Origin of the sequence: Flavobacterium laiguense (assembly GCF_003097655.1) — a bacterium.
GTDB lineage: Bacteria > Bacteroidota > Bacteroidia > Flavobacteriales > Flavobacteriaceae > Flavobacterium > Flavobacterium laiguense.
On sequence record NZ_QCZH01000005.1, the window covers coordinates 81,167 to 97,960 of the forward strand.

The window sequence follows — 16,794 nt, forward strand, 5'->3', positions numbered from 1 at the left end:
AATGAGACACGGAAAAAAATTCAATCACTTAAGCAGACAGACTGCGCATAGAAAATCTATGTTAGCTAATATGGCTTGTTCTCTTATCGAGCACAAACGTATTAACACTACTGTTGCTAAGGCTAAAGCGCTTAAACAATTCGTTGAGCCGCTTATAACAAAATCAAAAGAAGATACAACTCACAATCGTCGTATCGTTTTTGCTTACTTACGTAGCAAATATGCAGTAACTGACTTGTTCAGGGATGTAGCTGCTAAAGTAGGTGACCGTCCAGGTGGATACACTCGTATCATTAAAGTTGGAAATCGTTTAGGAGATAATGCTGATATGGCAATGATCGAATTGGTAGATTTCAATGAACTTTACAACGGAGGTAAAAAAGAAGTTAAAAAAGCAAAAAGCCGTCGTGGTGGAAAAGCTAAAAAAGCGGATGAAGCTACTGAAGCTCCAGCTGCTGATGCTGAAACTACAACTGAAGCTGCTGAATAATTATGAAAATAATCATTCAATAATATTAAAGGATAAACTATTTATAGTTTATCCTTTTTTTTTGATGTAAATAATATATTTTCTTATGTAGTACTTTAAAAAACGATTATTTTTCTTATTTTTATTGTTCAATATAAAAAACAACATCAATATGAGAAGTCTATTTTTTTTACCCCTTTGCTTTTTTATTTTTTTGAATGCCAACAGTCAAAATTCTGCTAATAATGATACATCGCCTAAGTTTGATATAGCGATTGATGGGCATTTAAGAACGTCTGGTTTTTATTATCATAATCCACCTAATGAAAGCACAACTAAAGGAAATGTTTATTTGTTTTCGAATTTTAATGGTATATATAACGTTTTGACAAAAAATGGAGAGATAAAGCAACTCTTTAACTTGAATTATAATTTGTTGACTCAAACGTTAGAATCTTTTATTTCAAAAGATACTGTTTTTCAATATGACCTGAACCAAATTGAATATGTAATAAGTGAGAATAACAAATATAGAGTTAATAGTGACGGTAAATGGAAAGGCTTGTCTCTTGAGATGTATAATTCTGAAAAACTTAAATTGTTTAAATATTTTTCAATTATTACAAAAAAAGCAATACATGATCCGTTGACACTAGAGAATATAGCTGCAGCTGAATACGGTCAAAATGTTACCTATTACTTATCAGTAAAAGGTGAAGAAATTAAAATAAGACTTAGTAAAAATGACATTCTCCATGAATTAAATGATAAAAAAGAAGCTGTAAAGGAATATGTTAATGTAAATAAACTTTCCTTTAGTAGTGAAGAGGATGTATGTAAAATTTTAAAGTATTATGATTCTATATGATTCATTTAAGACTAATTTAGTTAAACGATATTTATTTGTTTAAAACAATGCATAACTTCTATGTTTGTAAGGTAGGAGATATTTTTTACAAACTAAACCTTTAGCTTTTGTTTAAATTAAACTTTTTCTGCATTATAAATTAAATTAAATTTGTAGCCAAATACGAAACACAACACAATAATAATAAAAATGAAATACTCAAACAAGAAGGCTGCCATACTTCTACTAAGTGATGGAACAATTTTTCACGGAAAATCTATTGGAATTAGCGGGAAGACTTTTGGAGAAGTTTGTTTTAATACCGGAATGACAGGGTATCAAGAGATTTTTACTGATCCTTCTTATTTTGGTCAATTGATGGTTGCGACAAATGCTCACATCGGGAATTATGGGGTTAATGACAAAGAAGTAGAATCGAACAGCATTAAAATTGCTGGGCTGGTATGTAAAAATTTCAGTTTTAATTACTCTCGTGAAGATTCATCAGGAAGTTTAGAAGATTATTTTACCAAACAAAATTTAATTTGTATTTCCGATGTAGATACACGTGCTTTGGTAAGCTATATTCGTGACAATGGAGCTATGAATGCCGTTATTTGTACGGATGATACATCTGTAGAAGATTTGAAAGCGTTGTTGTCTGAAGTGCCCGATATGAAAGGATTGGAATTGGCTTCTAAAGTTTCTACTGCCGAGCCGTATTTTTATGGAGATGAAAATGCAACCTACAAAATAGCTGCTCTAGATTTAGGAATTAAAGAAAATATACTTCGTAATCTTGCCAAAAGAGATTGTTACATAAAAGTTTTTCCTTTTGATTCTACTTATCAAGATTTGGCTGCTTTCAATCCAGATGGTTATTTCTTGTCAAATGGTCCTGGAGATCCAGATCCATTAGAGAGTGCCATTCAAGTAGCTAAAGATATTCTGGCTAATAATAATCCTTTATTTGGAATCTGTTTAGGACATCAAGTAATTGCGTTGGCAAATGGAGTTTCTACCTATAAAATGTTTAATGGACATAGAGGAATTAATCATCCTGTAAAAAATATAATTACTGGAAAAGGTGAGATTACTTCTCAAAATCATGGTTTTGCTGTGAATAAAGAAGAATTAGATAATCATCCAGATCTAGAAATTACGCATCTTCATCTTAACGATGGAACTGTAGCAGGTATGCGCATGAAGAATAAAAACTGTTTTTCAGTACAGTATCATCCAGAAGCGAGTCCTGGTCCACACGACTCTTCTTATCTTTTTGATCAATTTATTGAGAATATAAAAAATAAATAGCTTTTAGAAAACCGATTCGATCTTTTGTTGAATCGGTTTTTTTATGATTTTGACACAGAAATCCGAATTCAAATAATTGAAAATTAAGGTTCTTTTATGTTTATTTTTAAATCTTTTGCTTAACGACATTGGTGTAGATGATATAAATTTAATTATAGTATCGTTGGTTTTTTAATTGTTCTATTGAACAAATTTATGGTAATCTGTGAAATTCGTGTCAAAAAAATATTTTTGGGGATTATTACTTACATGTATGTTGTGATTAAAACAGGTTCTAATCTAATTTACAACGTTATCGTTAATAAGATTCATTTAATTTTATAAAATCATTTGTTTAGATATAATATATTTGTATTTCAAAATTAATAACAACTATAAAAGTTAAACTAATGAGCATTATTATAAAAATTCACGCAAGACAAATTTTTGATTCAAGAGGAAATCCTACTATTGAGGTTGATGTAATTACGGATAATGGAATTTTAGGTAGGGCAGCAGTTCCGTCTGGAGCTTCAACTGGAGAACATGAAGCCGTTGAATTGCGTGATGGTGGTAAAGCATTTTTAGGAAAAGGAGTTTTGAAAGCTGTTGAAAATGTTAATTTTAAAATTGCTGAAGAATTAATTGGAACATCAATTTTCGAACAAAATTTGATCGATCAAATGATGATTGATTTAGATGGTACGCCAAATAAATCAAATTTAGGGGCCAATGCTATTCTTGGTGTTTCTCTTGCTGTTGCAAAAGCAGCTGCAAATGAGTTAGGTCTTCCTCTGTACAGATATGTTGGTGGTGTTTCAGCGAATACTTTGCCAGTTCCTATGATGAATATCATCAATGGCGGGTCACATTCTGATGCTCCGATTGCTTTTCAAGAATTTATGATTTTCCCTGTAAAAGCGACTTCATTTTCTCATTCAATGCAAATGGGAACTGAGATCTTTCACAGTTTGAAAAAAGTATTGCACGATAGAGGTTTAAGTACTGCTGTAGGTGATGAAGGTGGTTTTGCGCCTAATTTAGCTGGTGGAACTGAAGATGCTTTAGATACTATCAAATTAGCGGTAGAAACTGCTGGATATACTTTTGGTGACGAAATTATGATTGCTTTAGATTGTGCTTCGGCAGAATTTTATGTAAACGGAAAATACGATTATTCTAAATTCGAAGGAGAAACAGGAAAAGTGAGAACTTCTGCTGAGCAAGTTGATTATTTAGCTGAATTAGTAGCTAAATATCCAATTATTTCTATCGAAGATGGAATGGACGAAAATGACTGGGATGGATGGAAATTATTGACAGAAAAAATTGGAGATAAAGTTCAGTTGGTTGGAGATGATTTGTTCGTTACTAATGTAGAGCGTTTGTCTACTGGTATTCAAAAAGGAATTGCTAATTCAATCCTTATTAAAGTAAACCAAATTGGAACTTTGACAGAAACAATTGCAGCGGTAAACATGGCGAAAAACGCTGGATATACTTCGGTAATGTCTCATCGTTCAGGCGAAACAGAAGACAACACGATTGCAGACTTAGCAGTAGCCTTGAACTGTGGTCAAATCAAGACTGGTTCTGCTTCTAGATCAGATCGTATGGCAAAATACAATCAATTGTTGAGAATAGAAGAAGAGTTGGGAAGTTCTGCTTATTTTCCAGGTAAAAATGCTTTCAAAATAAAATAATTAGAATCGAATAAATTTTAAGAAGCCATTCATCCCAAGTGAATGGCTTTTTTATTGAATTTTTAACAAATTCATTGCCGTTTTAATTTTTAAATTGATACGGAATTCCTTAGATTTGGAAATTATAATTTAAAAGTATATTCCAAAACATATTATGTCAAAAATAGCCACATTAGAAATTGACGGTAAAACATTTGAATTCCCTGTAATACAAGGAAGTGAAAACGAAATAGCCATAGATATTAGTAAATTAAGAGATGTATCAGGAGTAATTACCCTTGATCCAGGTTATAAAAATTCTGGTGCTTGTAAAAGTGAAATCACTTTTTTGGATGGTGAACTAGGTATTTTAAGATATAGAGGGTATTCAATTGAAGAATTAGCAGATAAATCACATTTTTTAGAAGTATCTTATTTGATAATATTTGGAGAGTTACCTTCTGCTGAACGATTGACTCAATTTGAAAATGATATTAGAAAATTCACATTGGTAAATGAGGAGATGAAAAACATCATTGATGGTTTTCCTAAAACTGCTCATCCAATGGGAGTATTGTCTGCTTTGACAAGTGCATTGACTGCGTTTAATCCAAAGTCGGTTAATGCCGAGAACGAGAGAGAAATGTACGATGCAGTTTGTAAAACTATGGGTAAATTTTTAGTGATTGCAACTTGGACCTATAGAAAAAGCATGGGGTATCCTTTGAATTATTACGATAATACAATTGGTTATGTAGAGAACTTTATGAATTTGATGTTTAAGTTGCCTACAGGTCCTTATGCAGCAAACCCTATTGTTATAGATGCCTTAGATAAATTATTTATTCTTCATGCTGATCATGAGCAAAACTGCTCTACATCTACTGTTAGAATGGTAGGTTCGTCGCATGCGGGGCTTTTTGCTTCCATATCGGCTGGAGTGTCTGCCTTATGGGGGCCATTACACGGTGGTGCTAATCAAGCGGTTCTTGAAATGCTTGAGGAAATACATAAAAGTGGTGGTGATGCTGATAAATACATGGCCAAAGCTAAAGACAAAAACGATCCTTTTAGATTGATGGGTTTTGGACATAGAGTGTATAAAAATTTTGATCCTAGAGCAAGAATAATTAAAAAAGCAGCAGATGAAGTTTTAAATACATTGGGTGTTGATGATCCAATTTTGGCTATAGCCAAAAAGCTTGAAGAAGCGGCTCTTGTTGATGAATATTTTGTTTCTAGAAAGTTGTACCCAAATGTTGATTTCTATTCGGGTATTATTTACAGAGCATTAGGGATTCCTACTGATATGTTTACAGTTATGTTTGCAATAGGTAGATTACCGGGTTGGATTGCACAATGGAAAGAAATGAGAGAGAATAAAGAGCCAATAGGACGACCAAGACAAATATATGTAGGTCATCCTTTGCGCGAATATCCTAAGTCATAAAACTTTTTTTAGATTAATAAAGCTTCACTATTTGGTGAAGCTTTTTTTTTATCTTTGACGAAAGTTGAAAAAATGCTGGAATTAAATATAAAAAATGAAACTTCAAGATTGCGAGTTGTCGTGTTGGGTTCTGCCGTTAGCAACGGGCCAACACCAAAAGCAGAAGAAGCCTATGATCCTAAATCATTAGAGCATATTTTAGCCAATACCTACCCAATCGAATCTGATATGGTTGCCGAAATGGAAGGTTTCAATTCGATATTTGAAAAATATGGAGTAACCGTTTTGCGTCCGCAAATGATAGAAAATTACAATCAGATTTTCACAAGAGATATCGGTTTTGTAATAGATGATGTTTTTGTTAAATCTAATATTTTGCCGGATAGAGAACGGGAATTAGATGCTATTCAATATATAATTGATCAGATTGATCCCTTAAAAGTAATTCGTCCGCCCGAAGAAGTGCATATAGAAGGAGGCGATGTGATGCTTTGGAATGATTATGTTTTTATAGGTACCTATAAGGGAAGTGATTACAAAGATTATATAACGGCCAGAACCAATTGGCAAGGTGTTCAATTTATAAAAGAACTGTTCCCTAATAAAATTGTGAAAGAATTTGATTTGGTTAAATCAAAAATCGATGCACGTGACAATGCCTTGCATCTGGACTGTTGTTTTCAGCCAGTAGGAAATGATAAAGGGATTATTTACAAGAGCGGATTTAGAGAGGAAGCGGACTATATGTTTCTGGTGAATTTATTTGGCAAAGAAAATTTGTTTCATATTACCAGAGACGAAATGTACAATATGAATTCGAATGTGTTTTCTATAGATTCGAATGTGGTGGTTTCTGAAAAGAATTTTACGCGATTAAACAACTGGTTGAGAACGAATGGCTTTATTGTGGAAGAAATCCCCTATGCGGAGATTGCCAAACAAGAGGGTTTGTTACGTTGTTCTACTTTGCCATTAATAAGAGAATAATAAATTTTGTTTCAGGTTTAAAGTTTCCTAACTTGAAACCTGAAGCGTTAAACTTTAAACTAAAAAAAATATGAAACAAACAACAAACTCCATATTGATGATTCGACCAGTTGCGTTTCGAATGAATGAGCAAACAGCGGTCAATAATTATTATCAAAAAGTTTTAGACGGACTTTTGCCTGCAACTGTAAATGCAAAAGCACAACAGGAATTTGATGTTTTTGTAGAAAAGCTTCGTGCGGTTGGGGTTGATGTGACTATAGTCGATGACAAGGAAAATTCAGATACGCCAGACAGTATTTTTCCTAACAATTGGATTTCTTTTCATGGAAATGGGGATGTTGCATTATATCCCATGTTTGCAGAGAATCGCCGTCTGGAACGTCGTGAAGATATTTTGGATACGCTAGAGGAGAAGGGATTTGTAATTCATAATATCATGGATTATACCTCGGCAGAAGAAGATGGTTTTTTCTTGGAAGGAACAGGAAGTTTGGTTTTAGACAGAGAAAATGGAAAAGCATATTGTGCCCTTTCCCCTAGAGCCGATGAAGAGTTGTTTATTGAGTTTTGCGAGGATTTTGAATTTACACCTGTAATTTTCGAAGCTTTTCAAACGGTCAATAAAGAACGAAAGTTGATTTATCATACCAATGTAATGATGTGCTTGGGAGAGACTTTTGCCGTTATTTGTGCCGATTGTATTGATGATAAAAAAGAACGAAAAATGGTTCTTGACAGTTTAAAGGGAGATGATAAACAAGTGATTCTGATTACAGAGGAGCAAGTGAATAATTTTGCCGGAAACATGCTAGAGCTAAAAGGAACTGACGATAGAAGGTATTTAGTAATGAGTGACTCGGCTTATCAAAGTTTGACTAAAAAGCAAATAGCACAACTGGAAGAGCATGTTACGATATTAAGTTCAAGTTTGGATACGATTGAAGCCTGTGGTGGCGGAAGTGCCCGATGCATGATGGCGGAGATTTTTTTGCCCAGAGAATAAAAAATCTAATTTTATAAAAAAATCCAAATTCCAATTAATACAAGCAATTGGAATTTGGATTTTTTTATTGAAGATTTCTGGACTTATGCCAAATTCGCTTTAATTATATTGGTAATTGCACTGATGATGTATTGAATTCCTATGGCGATAACGATAAATCCAACAATTCTAGAAATGGCTACTATTCCAGAAGCTCCAAGGATTCTGGCAAGATAATGGGCGCTTCTAAGGATTATAAAGATAACTGCGGCAATGGCAAAAATGGCCAACGATGCTATAATGAGTTCATTTGTGGAATTGTGTTCTTGATAGAAGGCAATAAGCAAAGAAATAGAACCGGGACCAGCCAACATTGGAATTGCTAGAGGGGTTAGCGCAATGTCATTTCTTTTTTGGGCATCGGTTTCAATCTTTTTATTAATCCCTCTTTTTTTGTTGAATTTACCGGAAAGTAAGGAGAATCCTGAGCTTACAATAATTAAACCTCCGGCAATTCGTAAAGAATCAATACTAATGCCAAAAAAACTTAAAACATATTGTCCCGCAAAAAAGGAAATGATTAGAATGGCAAATACATTTATGGCGGTCCATAAAGAGATTCTGGAGCATTCTTGTTTAGAGTCGCCATGTGTCAAACCAACAAATATCGGGACTGTTCCAATAGGATTTAATACGGAGAATAATGCGGCAAATAAGTAGATAAATAAATCCATGCAGTTTTTGTTTTTATTGTAAAAATACACATTTTTGAATTAATGATTTTAAACTATTGTTAGGTTTTTGTTTTATCTGTTATAAATTTAATGCAAAAATAGATCCTTTTGTTTGGGAGAGATGTTGGCTAAGGCCTATTCGTCGTAAAAGGATATTGGTGTAGGTAAATCAAAATAACACAGGGTATCAGCTAATATATAGCAAGTGCTTGATCCTTTTTGATTACTTTTGCATTATATATTGATATAAAATGACAAAAAATAAAAAAACCTTAGTTCTTGGAGCGACTACAAAACCAGAAAAAGCAGCTTTTAAAGCTATTGAGATGTTGGTAGATAAAGGACATTCTGTTCTTGCTTTAGGACAAAATATGGGGGAAGTAGCAGGAGTAAAAATTAAAACTAAGGCGATTCCAATAAAAAACATAGATACGGTAAGCTTATATATAAATCAATCACGTCAAAGGGATTATTATAATTATATTGTAGAAGCAAAACCCAAGCGTGTGATCTTTAACCCTGGGACTGAGAATCCAGAGTTTTATCAATTGTTGCAATTAAATAATATAAAGGTTGAAGAGGCATGTACAGTGACTTTGTTGACTTTGAATAAGTATTGATTTAGTAAAAGTTTTTTGATTTAAGATTAACGATTTTTGATTTAAGATGTAGTGGAACGTAATTTAAAATCGCCTGTTTTTTGCTAATTTACTTTTTATTTACCACTTTTGAGATGCTTCGCCAGTTCACTTCGTTCGGGTCAAAAATCGTTAATCAAAAATTTTAAATCCTTTAGCCTTTGGAATTTTCTTCAAAATTAATAGAGAAAGCAGTTAATGAAATGTCTCAATTGCCAGGGATTGGTAAAAGAACCGCTTTGAGATTGGTTTTGCATATTTTAAAACAACCCAAAGAACAAGCTGCTTTTCTTGCTCAAGCATTGGTAACGATGCGGGAGGAAATCAAATATTGTAACAGTTGCCATAATATATCCGACAGTGAAGTTTGTGAAATTTGTGCCAATGAAAAAAGAAACCACCAAATTATTTGTGTAGTCGAAGATATTCGGGATGTAATGGCTATCGAAAATACAGGTCAATTTAGAGGGATTTACCATGTTTTGGGTGGTAAAATTTCACCTATTGATGGGGTTGGGCCTAGCCAGCTTACTATTAATTCATTGGTGGAGAAAGTCAAGTTGGGTCAGGTCAGTGAAATAATATTTGCGCTAAGCTCAACAATGGAAGGAGATACAACCAACTTTTATATCTACAAGCAAATCGCGGATTTATCCATTATTGTTTCAACAATTGCCAGAGGAATAGCAGTTGGAGATGAATTAGAATACGCAGATGAAGTAACTCTAGGCAGAAGTATATTGCAAAGAGTGCCGTTTGAAAAATCTTTAAAATCCAATTAAGCAGTTTATTAAGTATAATGTTTTCTAAATAGTAATTGAAAGCTTATATTTGTTATTAAATAATTGCAAATGAACAAGCGTTTAATCTACATATTATTGCTTATCAGTGTATTGTTTACTTCCTGTATTCCGGTAAAGGATTTGGTGTACCTTCAAAAAAAAGGCGATCCTTTAAGTGAACATACGATTGCTATAGTAGAGTCTAAGCCCTATCGTTTGCAAACCCATGATGTTTTGAGTATTACCATTAAAGCATTAGATCCCAAACTAGTGGCTATTTTTAACCCTAGTGCCACTAATGAGCTGTCAACAGAACAATCGGAGTCCAGTTTGTATTTTGATGGTTTTACGGTTGATGATCATGGGAATATTCGAATTCCAGTTTTGGGTGAGATGAATGTAATGGGATTTACTCTGGAGGAAGTACGGATTAACATAGAAAAGCAATTATTGGCAGACTATTTCAAAGAAAATGCCAGTATTTTTGTGGTAGTTAAATTAGCTGGATTTCGATATACCATAAATGGGGAAGTGGGTAGTACGGGTACCAAAACATTATTTCAGGAGAAAGTAAATGTGATGGAAGCTATCGCAAATGCTGGAGATATCACCACTACAGGAGATAGAAAAGCGGTAACCATAATTAGACAGACCCCGAATGGAACCGAGATGAAAGATCTGGACCTGACAAATATCAACGTGATGAATTCTCCGTATTACTTTTTGCAGCCCAACGATTATATATATGTAAAACCGCTCAAACAAAAAACATGGGGAACCGGTAGTACCGGAATACAATCTTTGACAACCTTAATTACACTATTGTCTTTATTTACAACTACTTATTTATTGCTTAAAAATTAAATCAATTTCAAAAGATGTTAGATATTAAAGATTTTACTGTTTTTGAAAATAACTCCAGTTTTGATTTTAAGGGGTTTTTGATAAAGATATTAAGTTATTGGAAATGGTTTTTGGGATCCGTATTTATAACACTAATGATTGCGTATCAGGTTAATATACGCAAAGAAAAGATTTACGGAATTGAAACCCTAATTTCGGTAAAAGAAGAAACCAATCCGCTTTTTACTTCAAATACAAGCTTGGTTTTTAATTGGGGTGGTGCTTCAGATCAAATTCAGACTATTTCGACCACTTTGCAATCTCGTTCCCATAATGAGTTGGTTGTTGATAAATTGCAGTTTTATATTGATTATTTGGTACAGGGGAAATACAATCTTACAGATGCATACGGAGCCGTTCCATTTTATGTGGATATTGATAAAAAGCAAGGGCAGGTAATCGGAAACGGTATCGGAATTAAATTTATAAGTGAAAATATATACGAATTGCGAATCCCTTTTGAGGGAACTTCAGCGTCATTGATTCATTATTCTGATAATAGTTACAGTAATACTGCCGTTGTTGAGGGCGAATATGTAAAAAAATATAAGGTAGGAGAGCTTGTTTCTTTGCCTTTTTTGAATTGGAAATTGCAAATTAAAGACAATCCCGGTTTGTATAAGGGAAATGAATACTTTGTTCGATTTAATGATTTTGACGGTACTGTTTCCAATTATAGAAATATAAATGTTAGATCAGATGACAAAGGCGGGTCTATAATTACTTTGGGATTGCAAGGTACCAATAAGGCCCGAATGGTCGAATATCTTAATTCGACTGTAAAGATGTTGATCAAAAGACAATTAGACAGTAAAAATCAATTTGCCACGAATACCATTAATTTTATTGACAGTACGCTTGTGGCAATGGAATTTCAGCTAAAAGAAACAGGTGATGAGCTAAAATCGTTTAGAAAAGACAAAAATATCTATGATGTTGAAGAAGGGGGAGGAGCCAAGTTTTCGGATAAGATTCTTGATTTTGATATAGAGAAAGATGCTGTAAACAGAAAAATAAACTATTGTAATTCTTTAAAATCCTATTTAAGAAACAGTGTAGATTATTCAAAATTACCTGCGCCATCTGTGGCAGGAATTGAGGATCCTAATATTGTTGTCAATGTGTCTAAATTAATAGCACTTTCTACCCAAAGATCGGAAATGGCTTATGCCGTAAAAAGCGAAAAAATATTTAGGGATTTTGACAATCAAATGGAAGCGGTGAAGAATGTTTTATTAGAAAATATAACTACCGCAAAAGCTGCTTTGCAATATGATTTGGCTACAGTAGAAAGTAAAATTAATCAAACGGAAAGCAAGATTAAGCGTCTGCCGGATGATCAACAGGAATTGATAAAAATCAAAAGAAAATACGACCTAAATGACAATATTTACAGTACGTTTCTTCAAAAAAGAAGTGAAGCCGATATTGTAAAAGCGGCCAATTTATCGGATATCCATTTTATAGATCCGGCAAAAGACATCGGGGGAGGACTTATTGGTCCGAAGACGGGAGTGAATTATGTATTGGCCTTATTTCTTGGATTGCTTCTTCCTTTGCTTGTAATAGTCGGTACTTTATTTGTCAATACTTCTATTCAGAATCCAGAGGATATCGATAGTCATAGCGGTATTCCTTTGATTGGAATTGTTGGCATAAATACGGATCATAATGATTTAGCTGTTTTTGAAAAACCTAAATCGGCATTGTCGGAATCCTTTAGATCAATTCGTTCTTCGCTTCAATTTTTATATAAAAAAAATAATGTAGCTGGAGCAAAAACATTGATGATAACCTCTTCTGTGAGTGGGGAGGGGAAAACATTTTGTTCTATTAATATCGCTACAGTTTTTGCTTTAAGCGAGAAAAAGACTGTTGTTGTTGGTTTGGACTTAAGAAAACCTAAATTGTTTAAAGAGTTTGACTTGTCAAATGATTTAGGAGTTGTGAATTATCTTATCAAACAAAAAAGGTTAGATGAGATCATTAATCCTACGGCTGTCCCTTTTCTGGATGTTATTCTTTCGGGGCCAATACCGCCTAATCCGTCGGAGTTGATCTTGGGCGAAACAATGAAAGAGTTAATGGATGAACTAAAAGAAAAGTACGATTATATTATTTTGGATACACCTCCGGTAGGTTTGGTGGCAGATTCTCTGGAATTGGCCCAATATTGTGACGTTACTTTGTATATTGTGCGACAAAATTTTACTAAAAAGGGAATGATAACTTTGTTGAATAATAGAGTGGATCGGGGAGAACTTCAGAACGCCAGTATTATTTTGAATGGTTTTGAAAATAAAGCCAAGTATGGAGGAGGTTATGGTTACGGTTATGGTTACGGTAGCGGGAATTATTCAAGTGGTTACCATGAAGGTGAAAAGAAAAAGAGTATTATTGAAAAAATCTTTAGAAAATAATAGCTGCATAGGCTGTTTTAAATGAATTGGGAATGATAGAAAATAATAAAAAGGCAATATTAATTACCGGAGGTGCAGGATTTATAGGATCTAATCTGTGTGAGTATTTTTTATCCAAAAATTATAAAGTAGTTTGTTTGGATAATTTTGCTACGGGTCATCGTCATAATTTGAAGGATTTCATGAACAATGAAAATTTCAGTTTGATTGAAGGTGATATACGAAACGCAGAAGCTTGTAAGCAAGCGGTACAAGGAATAGATTACGTGTTGCATCAAGCGGCATTGGGTTCTGTACCGAGATCGATTAACGATCCAGTTACCACAAACGATGTCAATGTTTCTGGTTTTTTGAATATGTTGGTAGCTGCAAGAGACGCCAATGTAAAGCGATTTGTGTATGCGGCCAGTTCTTCAACTTATGGAGATTCTGTGGGATTGCCCAAAGTAGAAGACGTTATAGGAAAGCCTCTTTCGCCTTATGCGATTACAAAATACGTAAACGAGTTGTATGCGGAAATTTTCAGTAGAACTTATGGATTAGAGACTATCGGGTTGCGTTATTTTAATGTATTTGGACGCAAACAAGATCCAAACGGGGCTTATGCGGCAGTTATTCCGAAGTTTGTGATGCAATTGATGCAACAGGAGAGCCCAAGAATAAATGGTGATGGGAATTATTCGCGTGATTTTACGTATATCGATAACGTAATTCAGATGAATGAGTTGGCGATGACTACTGAAAATCCAGAAGCGGTAAATACGGTTTACAATACTGCTTATGGAGATCGCAATACCTTAAATGATTTAATCGGTTATTTAAAAACATTTTTAGCGGAATATGATCCAAAGATTGCAGAAGTAGCAATTGAATACGGGCCTAACAGAGCGGGTGATATTCCTCATTCGTTGGCCAGTATTGATAAAGCCAAAACGATGTTGGGATACAATCCTAAGTACTCCTTGCAAGAGGGATTGAAAGAAGCGGTAGGTTGGTATTGGGAGAATTTAAGGAGATAGTAGATTTTAGATTTTAGAAAAAAGATTTCAGAATAGAATAGAGAGAATAGAATAGAGAGAAAAGAGAAAATAGAATAGCGATATGAAAATTACAAAAATTTGTTGCATTGGAGCAGGATATGTTGGAGGGCCAACGATGGCCGTTATTGCACAAAAATGCCCTCACATTCAAGTTACGGTTGTCGATTTGAATGCAGAAAGAATTTTAGCATGGAATGATGAAAACACGGATAATATTCCAATTTATGAACCGGGTTTAGATGCTATTGTAGCGGAAGCGAGAGGGAGAAACCTGTTTTTTTCCACCGAAGTGGATAAGGCAATAGATGAAGCTCAAATCATTTTTATATCGGTAAATACGCCCACTAAAACCTACGGAAAAGGAAAAGGAATGGCAGCCGATTTGAAGTATATTGAATTATGTGCCAGGCAAATTGCCAAAGTATCCAAAGCGAATAAAATTGTTGTTGAGAAATCCACCTTGCCAGTGCGTACCGCTGAGGCTATAAAAAGCATTCTTGATACTACCGGGAATGGAGTTCAATTTCAGATATTGTCGAATCCGGAGTTTTTGGCCGAAGGTACTGCAGTTCAGGATTTATTGAGTCCAGATCGAATATTGATAGGGGGAGATCCTTCTGTAGAGGGGCAAAAAGCGATTCAAGCCTTGGTAGATGTGTATTCGAATTGGGTGAGTCCAGAGAAAATACTCACCACCAATGTATGGTCATCGGAATTGTCCAAATTGACGGCCAATGCATTTTTAGCCCAAAGAATTTCGTCTATAAACGCCATGTCTGAGCTTTGTGAAAAAACAGGTGCCGATGTCAATGAAGTGGCCAAAGCCATAGGAATGGACAGCCGAATTGGGTCTAAATTCCTTAAGGCTTCAGTAGGATTTGGAGGCTCTTGTTTTCAAAAAGACATTTTGAATTTGGTTTATATCGCAAAATCATACGGGTTGAATGAAGTAGCCGATTATTGGGAACAGGTCATTATTATGAACGACCACCAAAAGCGACGTTTCTCCAATACTATAGTGCAAACACTTTACAATACGGTTGCCGATAAAAAGATTGCATTTTTGGGTTGGGCTTTCAAGAAAGACACCAATGACACGAGAGAGTCGGCTGCGATATATGTAGCCAATGATTTGGTTAATGAACAGGCAAAAATTGCAGTATATGACCCTAAAGTGTCCAGAAAAAAAATCCTTGCCGATTTGGATTACTTAGAAACCAGAACTGCAGAAGAGAATGCCAATAGTATACTTACTTTTGACGATCCTTATTTGTCTTGTGAGAAAGCTCATGCCGTTGCAGTACTTACCGAATGGGATGAATTTGTAAACTATGATTGGCAAAAGATTTACGATGGCATGCAAAAACCAGCTTTTGTTTTTGATGGGAGAAATATACTTGATAAAACAAAGCTCGAAAAAATTGGTTTCGTTTACCAAGCTATTGGGTCTTGATGGTTTAAAAATATAATAAAAAGGCGTTTAAAATAAAACATCACTAATCGACTATAATCTTCAAAAGAGAAAGGGCTAATTTTTTAGCCCTTTTTTTATGCAGTTTGTTATTTAAACTCAGAATCTGCATTAGAAATCTACTGCATCTGACTTCTTCTGCAAAATCAAGCACTTACTTTTATTGAATAATTCAGCTTCGTTACGAAGTCTAATGCGGATTCTGGGTTGAATTCTAATTTCAAGAAAGTGTATTTGAGGACTTTAACAAAGAGTTGCTAACCGAGAAGAGCATTGTCAAAATGGTACGCAGATGAAACGGATTCGCTAAAGCGATACGCAGATAAAAACAGATTTTGAAAGGAGTTAGGTAGGATTCGCATTAGAAGTCCATTACAGCTATATCCGTTTTAGAAATCAGGTACTTACTTTGATTACAAGAGTGGAATTTACTCTCGTTGACATTTTAGCTTTAGTTGTTTTTTAAGTAAATAAGTCGTTAGGTTTATTATAGGGATAGTATAGTTTTAATCTAAAATATTTGTTGATTTTTGGTTATCAATTAGTTGCGATTTATGTATGAACTGCTTATTGAACCAGTGTTATTACATTATGAAAGTGTGTGAGACTTTTTAATTGTCCTTTATGCTATCCGATAATACAACGTAAAACATGTTCTAACTGAAGGCCTGAATAACTACAAAATTCCTCTATGGAAATTAATTGATGTGGTTCTTTATTCAAGTTGTCTTTAATTTTATTCAAATACAACCTTGCCTGTCTGTTTTACCGGTAATACGTTGTACATCTTTTGGATAAATACATACCCTGATGTTTGCTGATATCACACTACTAATTTTAATACATTATCCATACTTAGGGTACGGCTTTGACTACCTCTCTCATATATAGCAAAAATACTAAAATGTAATTAGTTTTTCATTATAAATTTTTGTGTGTTATGGTATTTTAAATCCAGATTTCAAGAAAGTGTATTTGGGACTTGGAGAAAGAGTTGCTTACCAAGAAAAGCATTGTCAATAGTACGCGGATGAAACGGGTTCGCTAAGGCGAAACGCGGATAAAAACGGATTTTTGAAAGGCGTTAGGTAAA

General features: G+C 34.2%; 15 protein-coding genes. 14 read left to right on the forward strand and 1 reads right to left on the reverse strand.

The features are described 5' to 3' along the window. Position 1 precedes the first annotated feature (1 nt). From rplQ to ctlX, 7 genes are all read left to right on the forward strand, one after another. Entirely contained in the window at positions 2-490 is a 489-nt protein-coding gene (gene rplQ / locus DB891_RS06760) for a 50S ribosomal protein L17 (RefSeq protein WP_116761868.1), read from the forward strand. 151 nt (positions 491-641) lie between these two features. Continuing rightward, on the forward strand, positions 642-1,337 hold the full coding sequence (locus tag DB891_RS06765; protein WP_116761870.1) for a hypothetical protein: 696 nt from the start codon (positions 642-644) through the stop codon (positions 1,335-1,337). A gap of 189 nt (positions 1,338-1,526) precedes the next feature. After that, positions 1,527-2,630 carry a glutamine-hydrolyzing carbamoyl-phosphate synthase small subunit gene (gene carA / locus DB891_RS06770; RefSeq protein WP_116761872.1) on the forward strand — a complete coding sequence of 368 codons (1,104 nt, stop codon included), beginning with the start codon at positions 1,527-1,529 and terminating at the stop codon, positions 2,628-2,630. A gap of 389 nt (positions 2,631-3,019) precedes the next feature. Beyond that, complete coding sequence (eno, locus tag DB891_RS06775) at positions 3,020-4,312, forward strand: phosphopyruvate hydratase (RefSeq protein WP_116761874.1); 1,293 nt, start codon at positions 3,020-3,022, stop codon at positions 4,310-4,312. 154 nt (positions 4,313-4,466) lie between these two features. After that, a complete protein-coding gene (locus DB891_RS06780) occupies positions 4,467-5,741 on the forward strand; it encodes a citrate synthase (RefSeq protein WP_116761875.1) in 1,275 nt (424 codons plus the stop codon). A gap of 72 nt (positions 5,742-5,813) precedes the next feature. Next, positions 5,814-6,728 (forward strand): dimethylarginine dimethylaminohydrolase family protein, encoded by a 915-nt coding sequence (locus DB891_RS06785; protein WP_116761877.1) that lies wholly within the window; start codon positions 5,814-5,816, stop codon positions 6,726-6,728. A gap of 70 nt (positions 6,729-6,798) precedes the next feature. Then, complete coding sequence (gene ctlX / locus DB891_RS06790; protein WP_116761879.1) at positions 6,799-7,734, forward strand: citrulline utilization hydrolase CtlX; 936 nt, start codon at positions 6,799-6,801, stop codon at positions 7,732-7,734. Positions 7,735-7,817: 83 nt separating this feature from the next. Here the strand turns inward: ctlX and DB891_RS06795 are convergent, their stop codons facing one another. Next, on the reverse strand, positions 7,818-8,447 hold the full coding sequence (locus tag DB891_RS06795) for a MarC family NAAT transporter (protein ID WP_116761881.1): 630 nt from the start codon (positions 8,445-8,447) through the stop codon (positions 7,818-7,820). A 251-nt stretch (positions 8,448-8,698) separates the two neighbouring features. On the opposite strand from DB891_RS06795, the gene DB891_RS06800 reads away from it, so the two are divergent. The 7 genes from DB891_RS06800 (at position 8,699) to DB891_RS17950 (ending at position 16,735) form a co-directional block, all read left to right on the forward strand. Then, positions 8,699-9,067, forward strand: a complete 369-nt coding sequence (locus DB891_RS06800; protein ID WP_116761883.1) for a CoA-binding protein — start codon at positions 8,699-8,701, stop codon at positions 9,065-9,067. A 179-nt stretch (positions 9,068-9,246) separates the two neighbouring features. Next, positions 9,247-9,867: a recombination mediator RecR gene (recR, locus tag DB891_RS06805; protein WP_116761885.1), complete on the forward strand. Its 621-nt coding sequence runs from the start codon at positions 9,247-9,249 to the stop codon at positions 9,865-9,867. 69 nt (positions 9,868-9,936) lie between these two features. Continuing rightward, complete coding sequence (locus DB891_RS06810; protein WP_116761886.1) at positions 9,937-10,731, forward strand: polysaccharide biosynthesis/export family protein; 795 nt, start codon at positions 9,937-9,939, stop codon at positions 10,729-10,731. Between the two features lie 14 nt (positions 10,732-10,745). Continuing rightward, positions 10,746-13,190 (forward strand): polysaccharide biosynthesis tyrosine autokinase, encoded by a 2,445-nt coding sequence (locus tag DB891_RS06815; RefSeq protein WP_116761888.1) that lies wholly within the window; start codon positions 10,746-10,748, stop codon positions 13,188-13,190. Positions 13,191-13,222: 32 nt separating this feature from the next. Further along, the gene (locus DB891_RS06820) at positions 13,223-14,209 is read left to right on the forward strand and encodes an SDR family oxidoreductase (protein ID WP_116761890.1); all 987 of its coding nucleotides are present in this window, start codon (positions 13,223-13,225) and stop codon (positions 14,207-14,209) included. An 82-nt stretch (positions 14,210-14,291) separates the two neighbouring features. Next, positions 14,292-15,683 carry a UDP-glucose 6-dehydrogenase gene (locus DB891_RS06825; protein WP_116761892.1) on the forward strand — a complete coding sequence of 464 codons (1,392 nt, stop codon included), beginning with the start codon at positions 14,292-14,294 and terminating at the stop codon, positions 15,681-15,683. 953 nt (positions 15,684-16,636) lie between these two features. Further along, entirely contained in the window at positions 16,637-16,735 is a 99-nt protein-coding gene (locus tag DB891_RS17950) for an LCI fold-containing protein (RefSeq protein ID WP_189337114.1), read from the forward strand. Positions 16,736-16,794: the final 59 nt, after the last annotated feature.

Coding starts and splice junctions, on each gene's coding strand:
- rplQ (WP_116761868.1), top strand. CDS start 2: ATGAGACACGGAAAAAAATTCAATCACTTAAGCAGACAGACTGCGCAT.
- DB891_RS06765 (WP_116761870.1), top strand. CDS start 642: ATGAGAAGTCTATTTTTTTTACCCCTTTGCTTTTTTATTTTTTTGAAT.
- carA (WP_116761872.1), top strand. CDS start 1,527: ATGAAATACTCAAACAAGAAGGCTGCCATACTTCTACTAAGTGATGGA.
- eno (WP_116761874.1), top strand. CDS start 3,020: ATGAGCATTATTATAAAAATTCACGCAAGACAAATTTTTGATTCAAGA.
- DB891_RS06780 (WP_116761875.1), top strand. CDS start 4,467: ATGTCAAAAATAGCCACATTAGAAATTGACGGTAAAACATTTGAATTC.
- DB891_RS06785 (WP_116761877.1), top strand. CDS start 5,814: ATGCTGGAATTAAATATAAAAAATGAAACTTCAAGATTGCGAGTTGTC.
- ctlX (WP_116761879.1), top strand. CDS start 6,799: ATGAAACAAACAACAAACTCCATATTGATGATTCGACCAGTTGCGTTT.
- DB891_RS06795 (WP_116761881.1), bottom strand. CDS start 8,447: ATGGATTTATTTATCTACTTATTTGCCGCATTATTCTCCGTATTAAAT.
- DB891_RS06800 (WP_116761883.1), top strand. CDS start 8,699: ATGACAAAAAATAAAAAAACCTTAGTTCTTGGAGCGACTACAAAACCA.
- DB891_RS06810 (WP_116761886.1), top strand. CDS start 9,937: ATGAACAAGCGTTTAATCTACATATTATTGCTTATCAGTGTATTGTTT.
- DB891_RS06815 (WP_116761888.1), top strand. CDS start 10,746: ATGTTAGATATTAAAGATTTTACTGTTTTTGAAAATAACTCCAGTTTT.
- DB891_RS06820 (WP_116761890.1), top strand. CDS start 13,223: ATGATAGAAAATAATAAAAAGGCAATATTAATTACCGGAGGTGCAGGA.
- DB891_RS06825 (WP_116761892.1), top strand. CDS start 14,292: ATGAAAATTACAAAAATTTGTTGCATTGGAGCAGGATATGTTGGAGGG.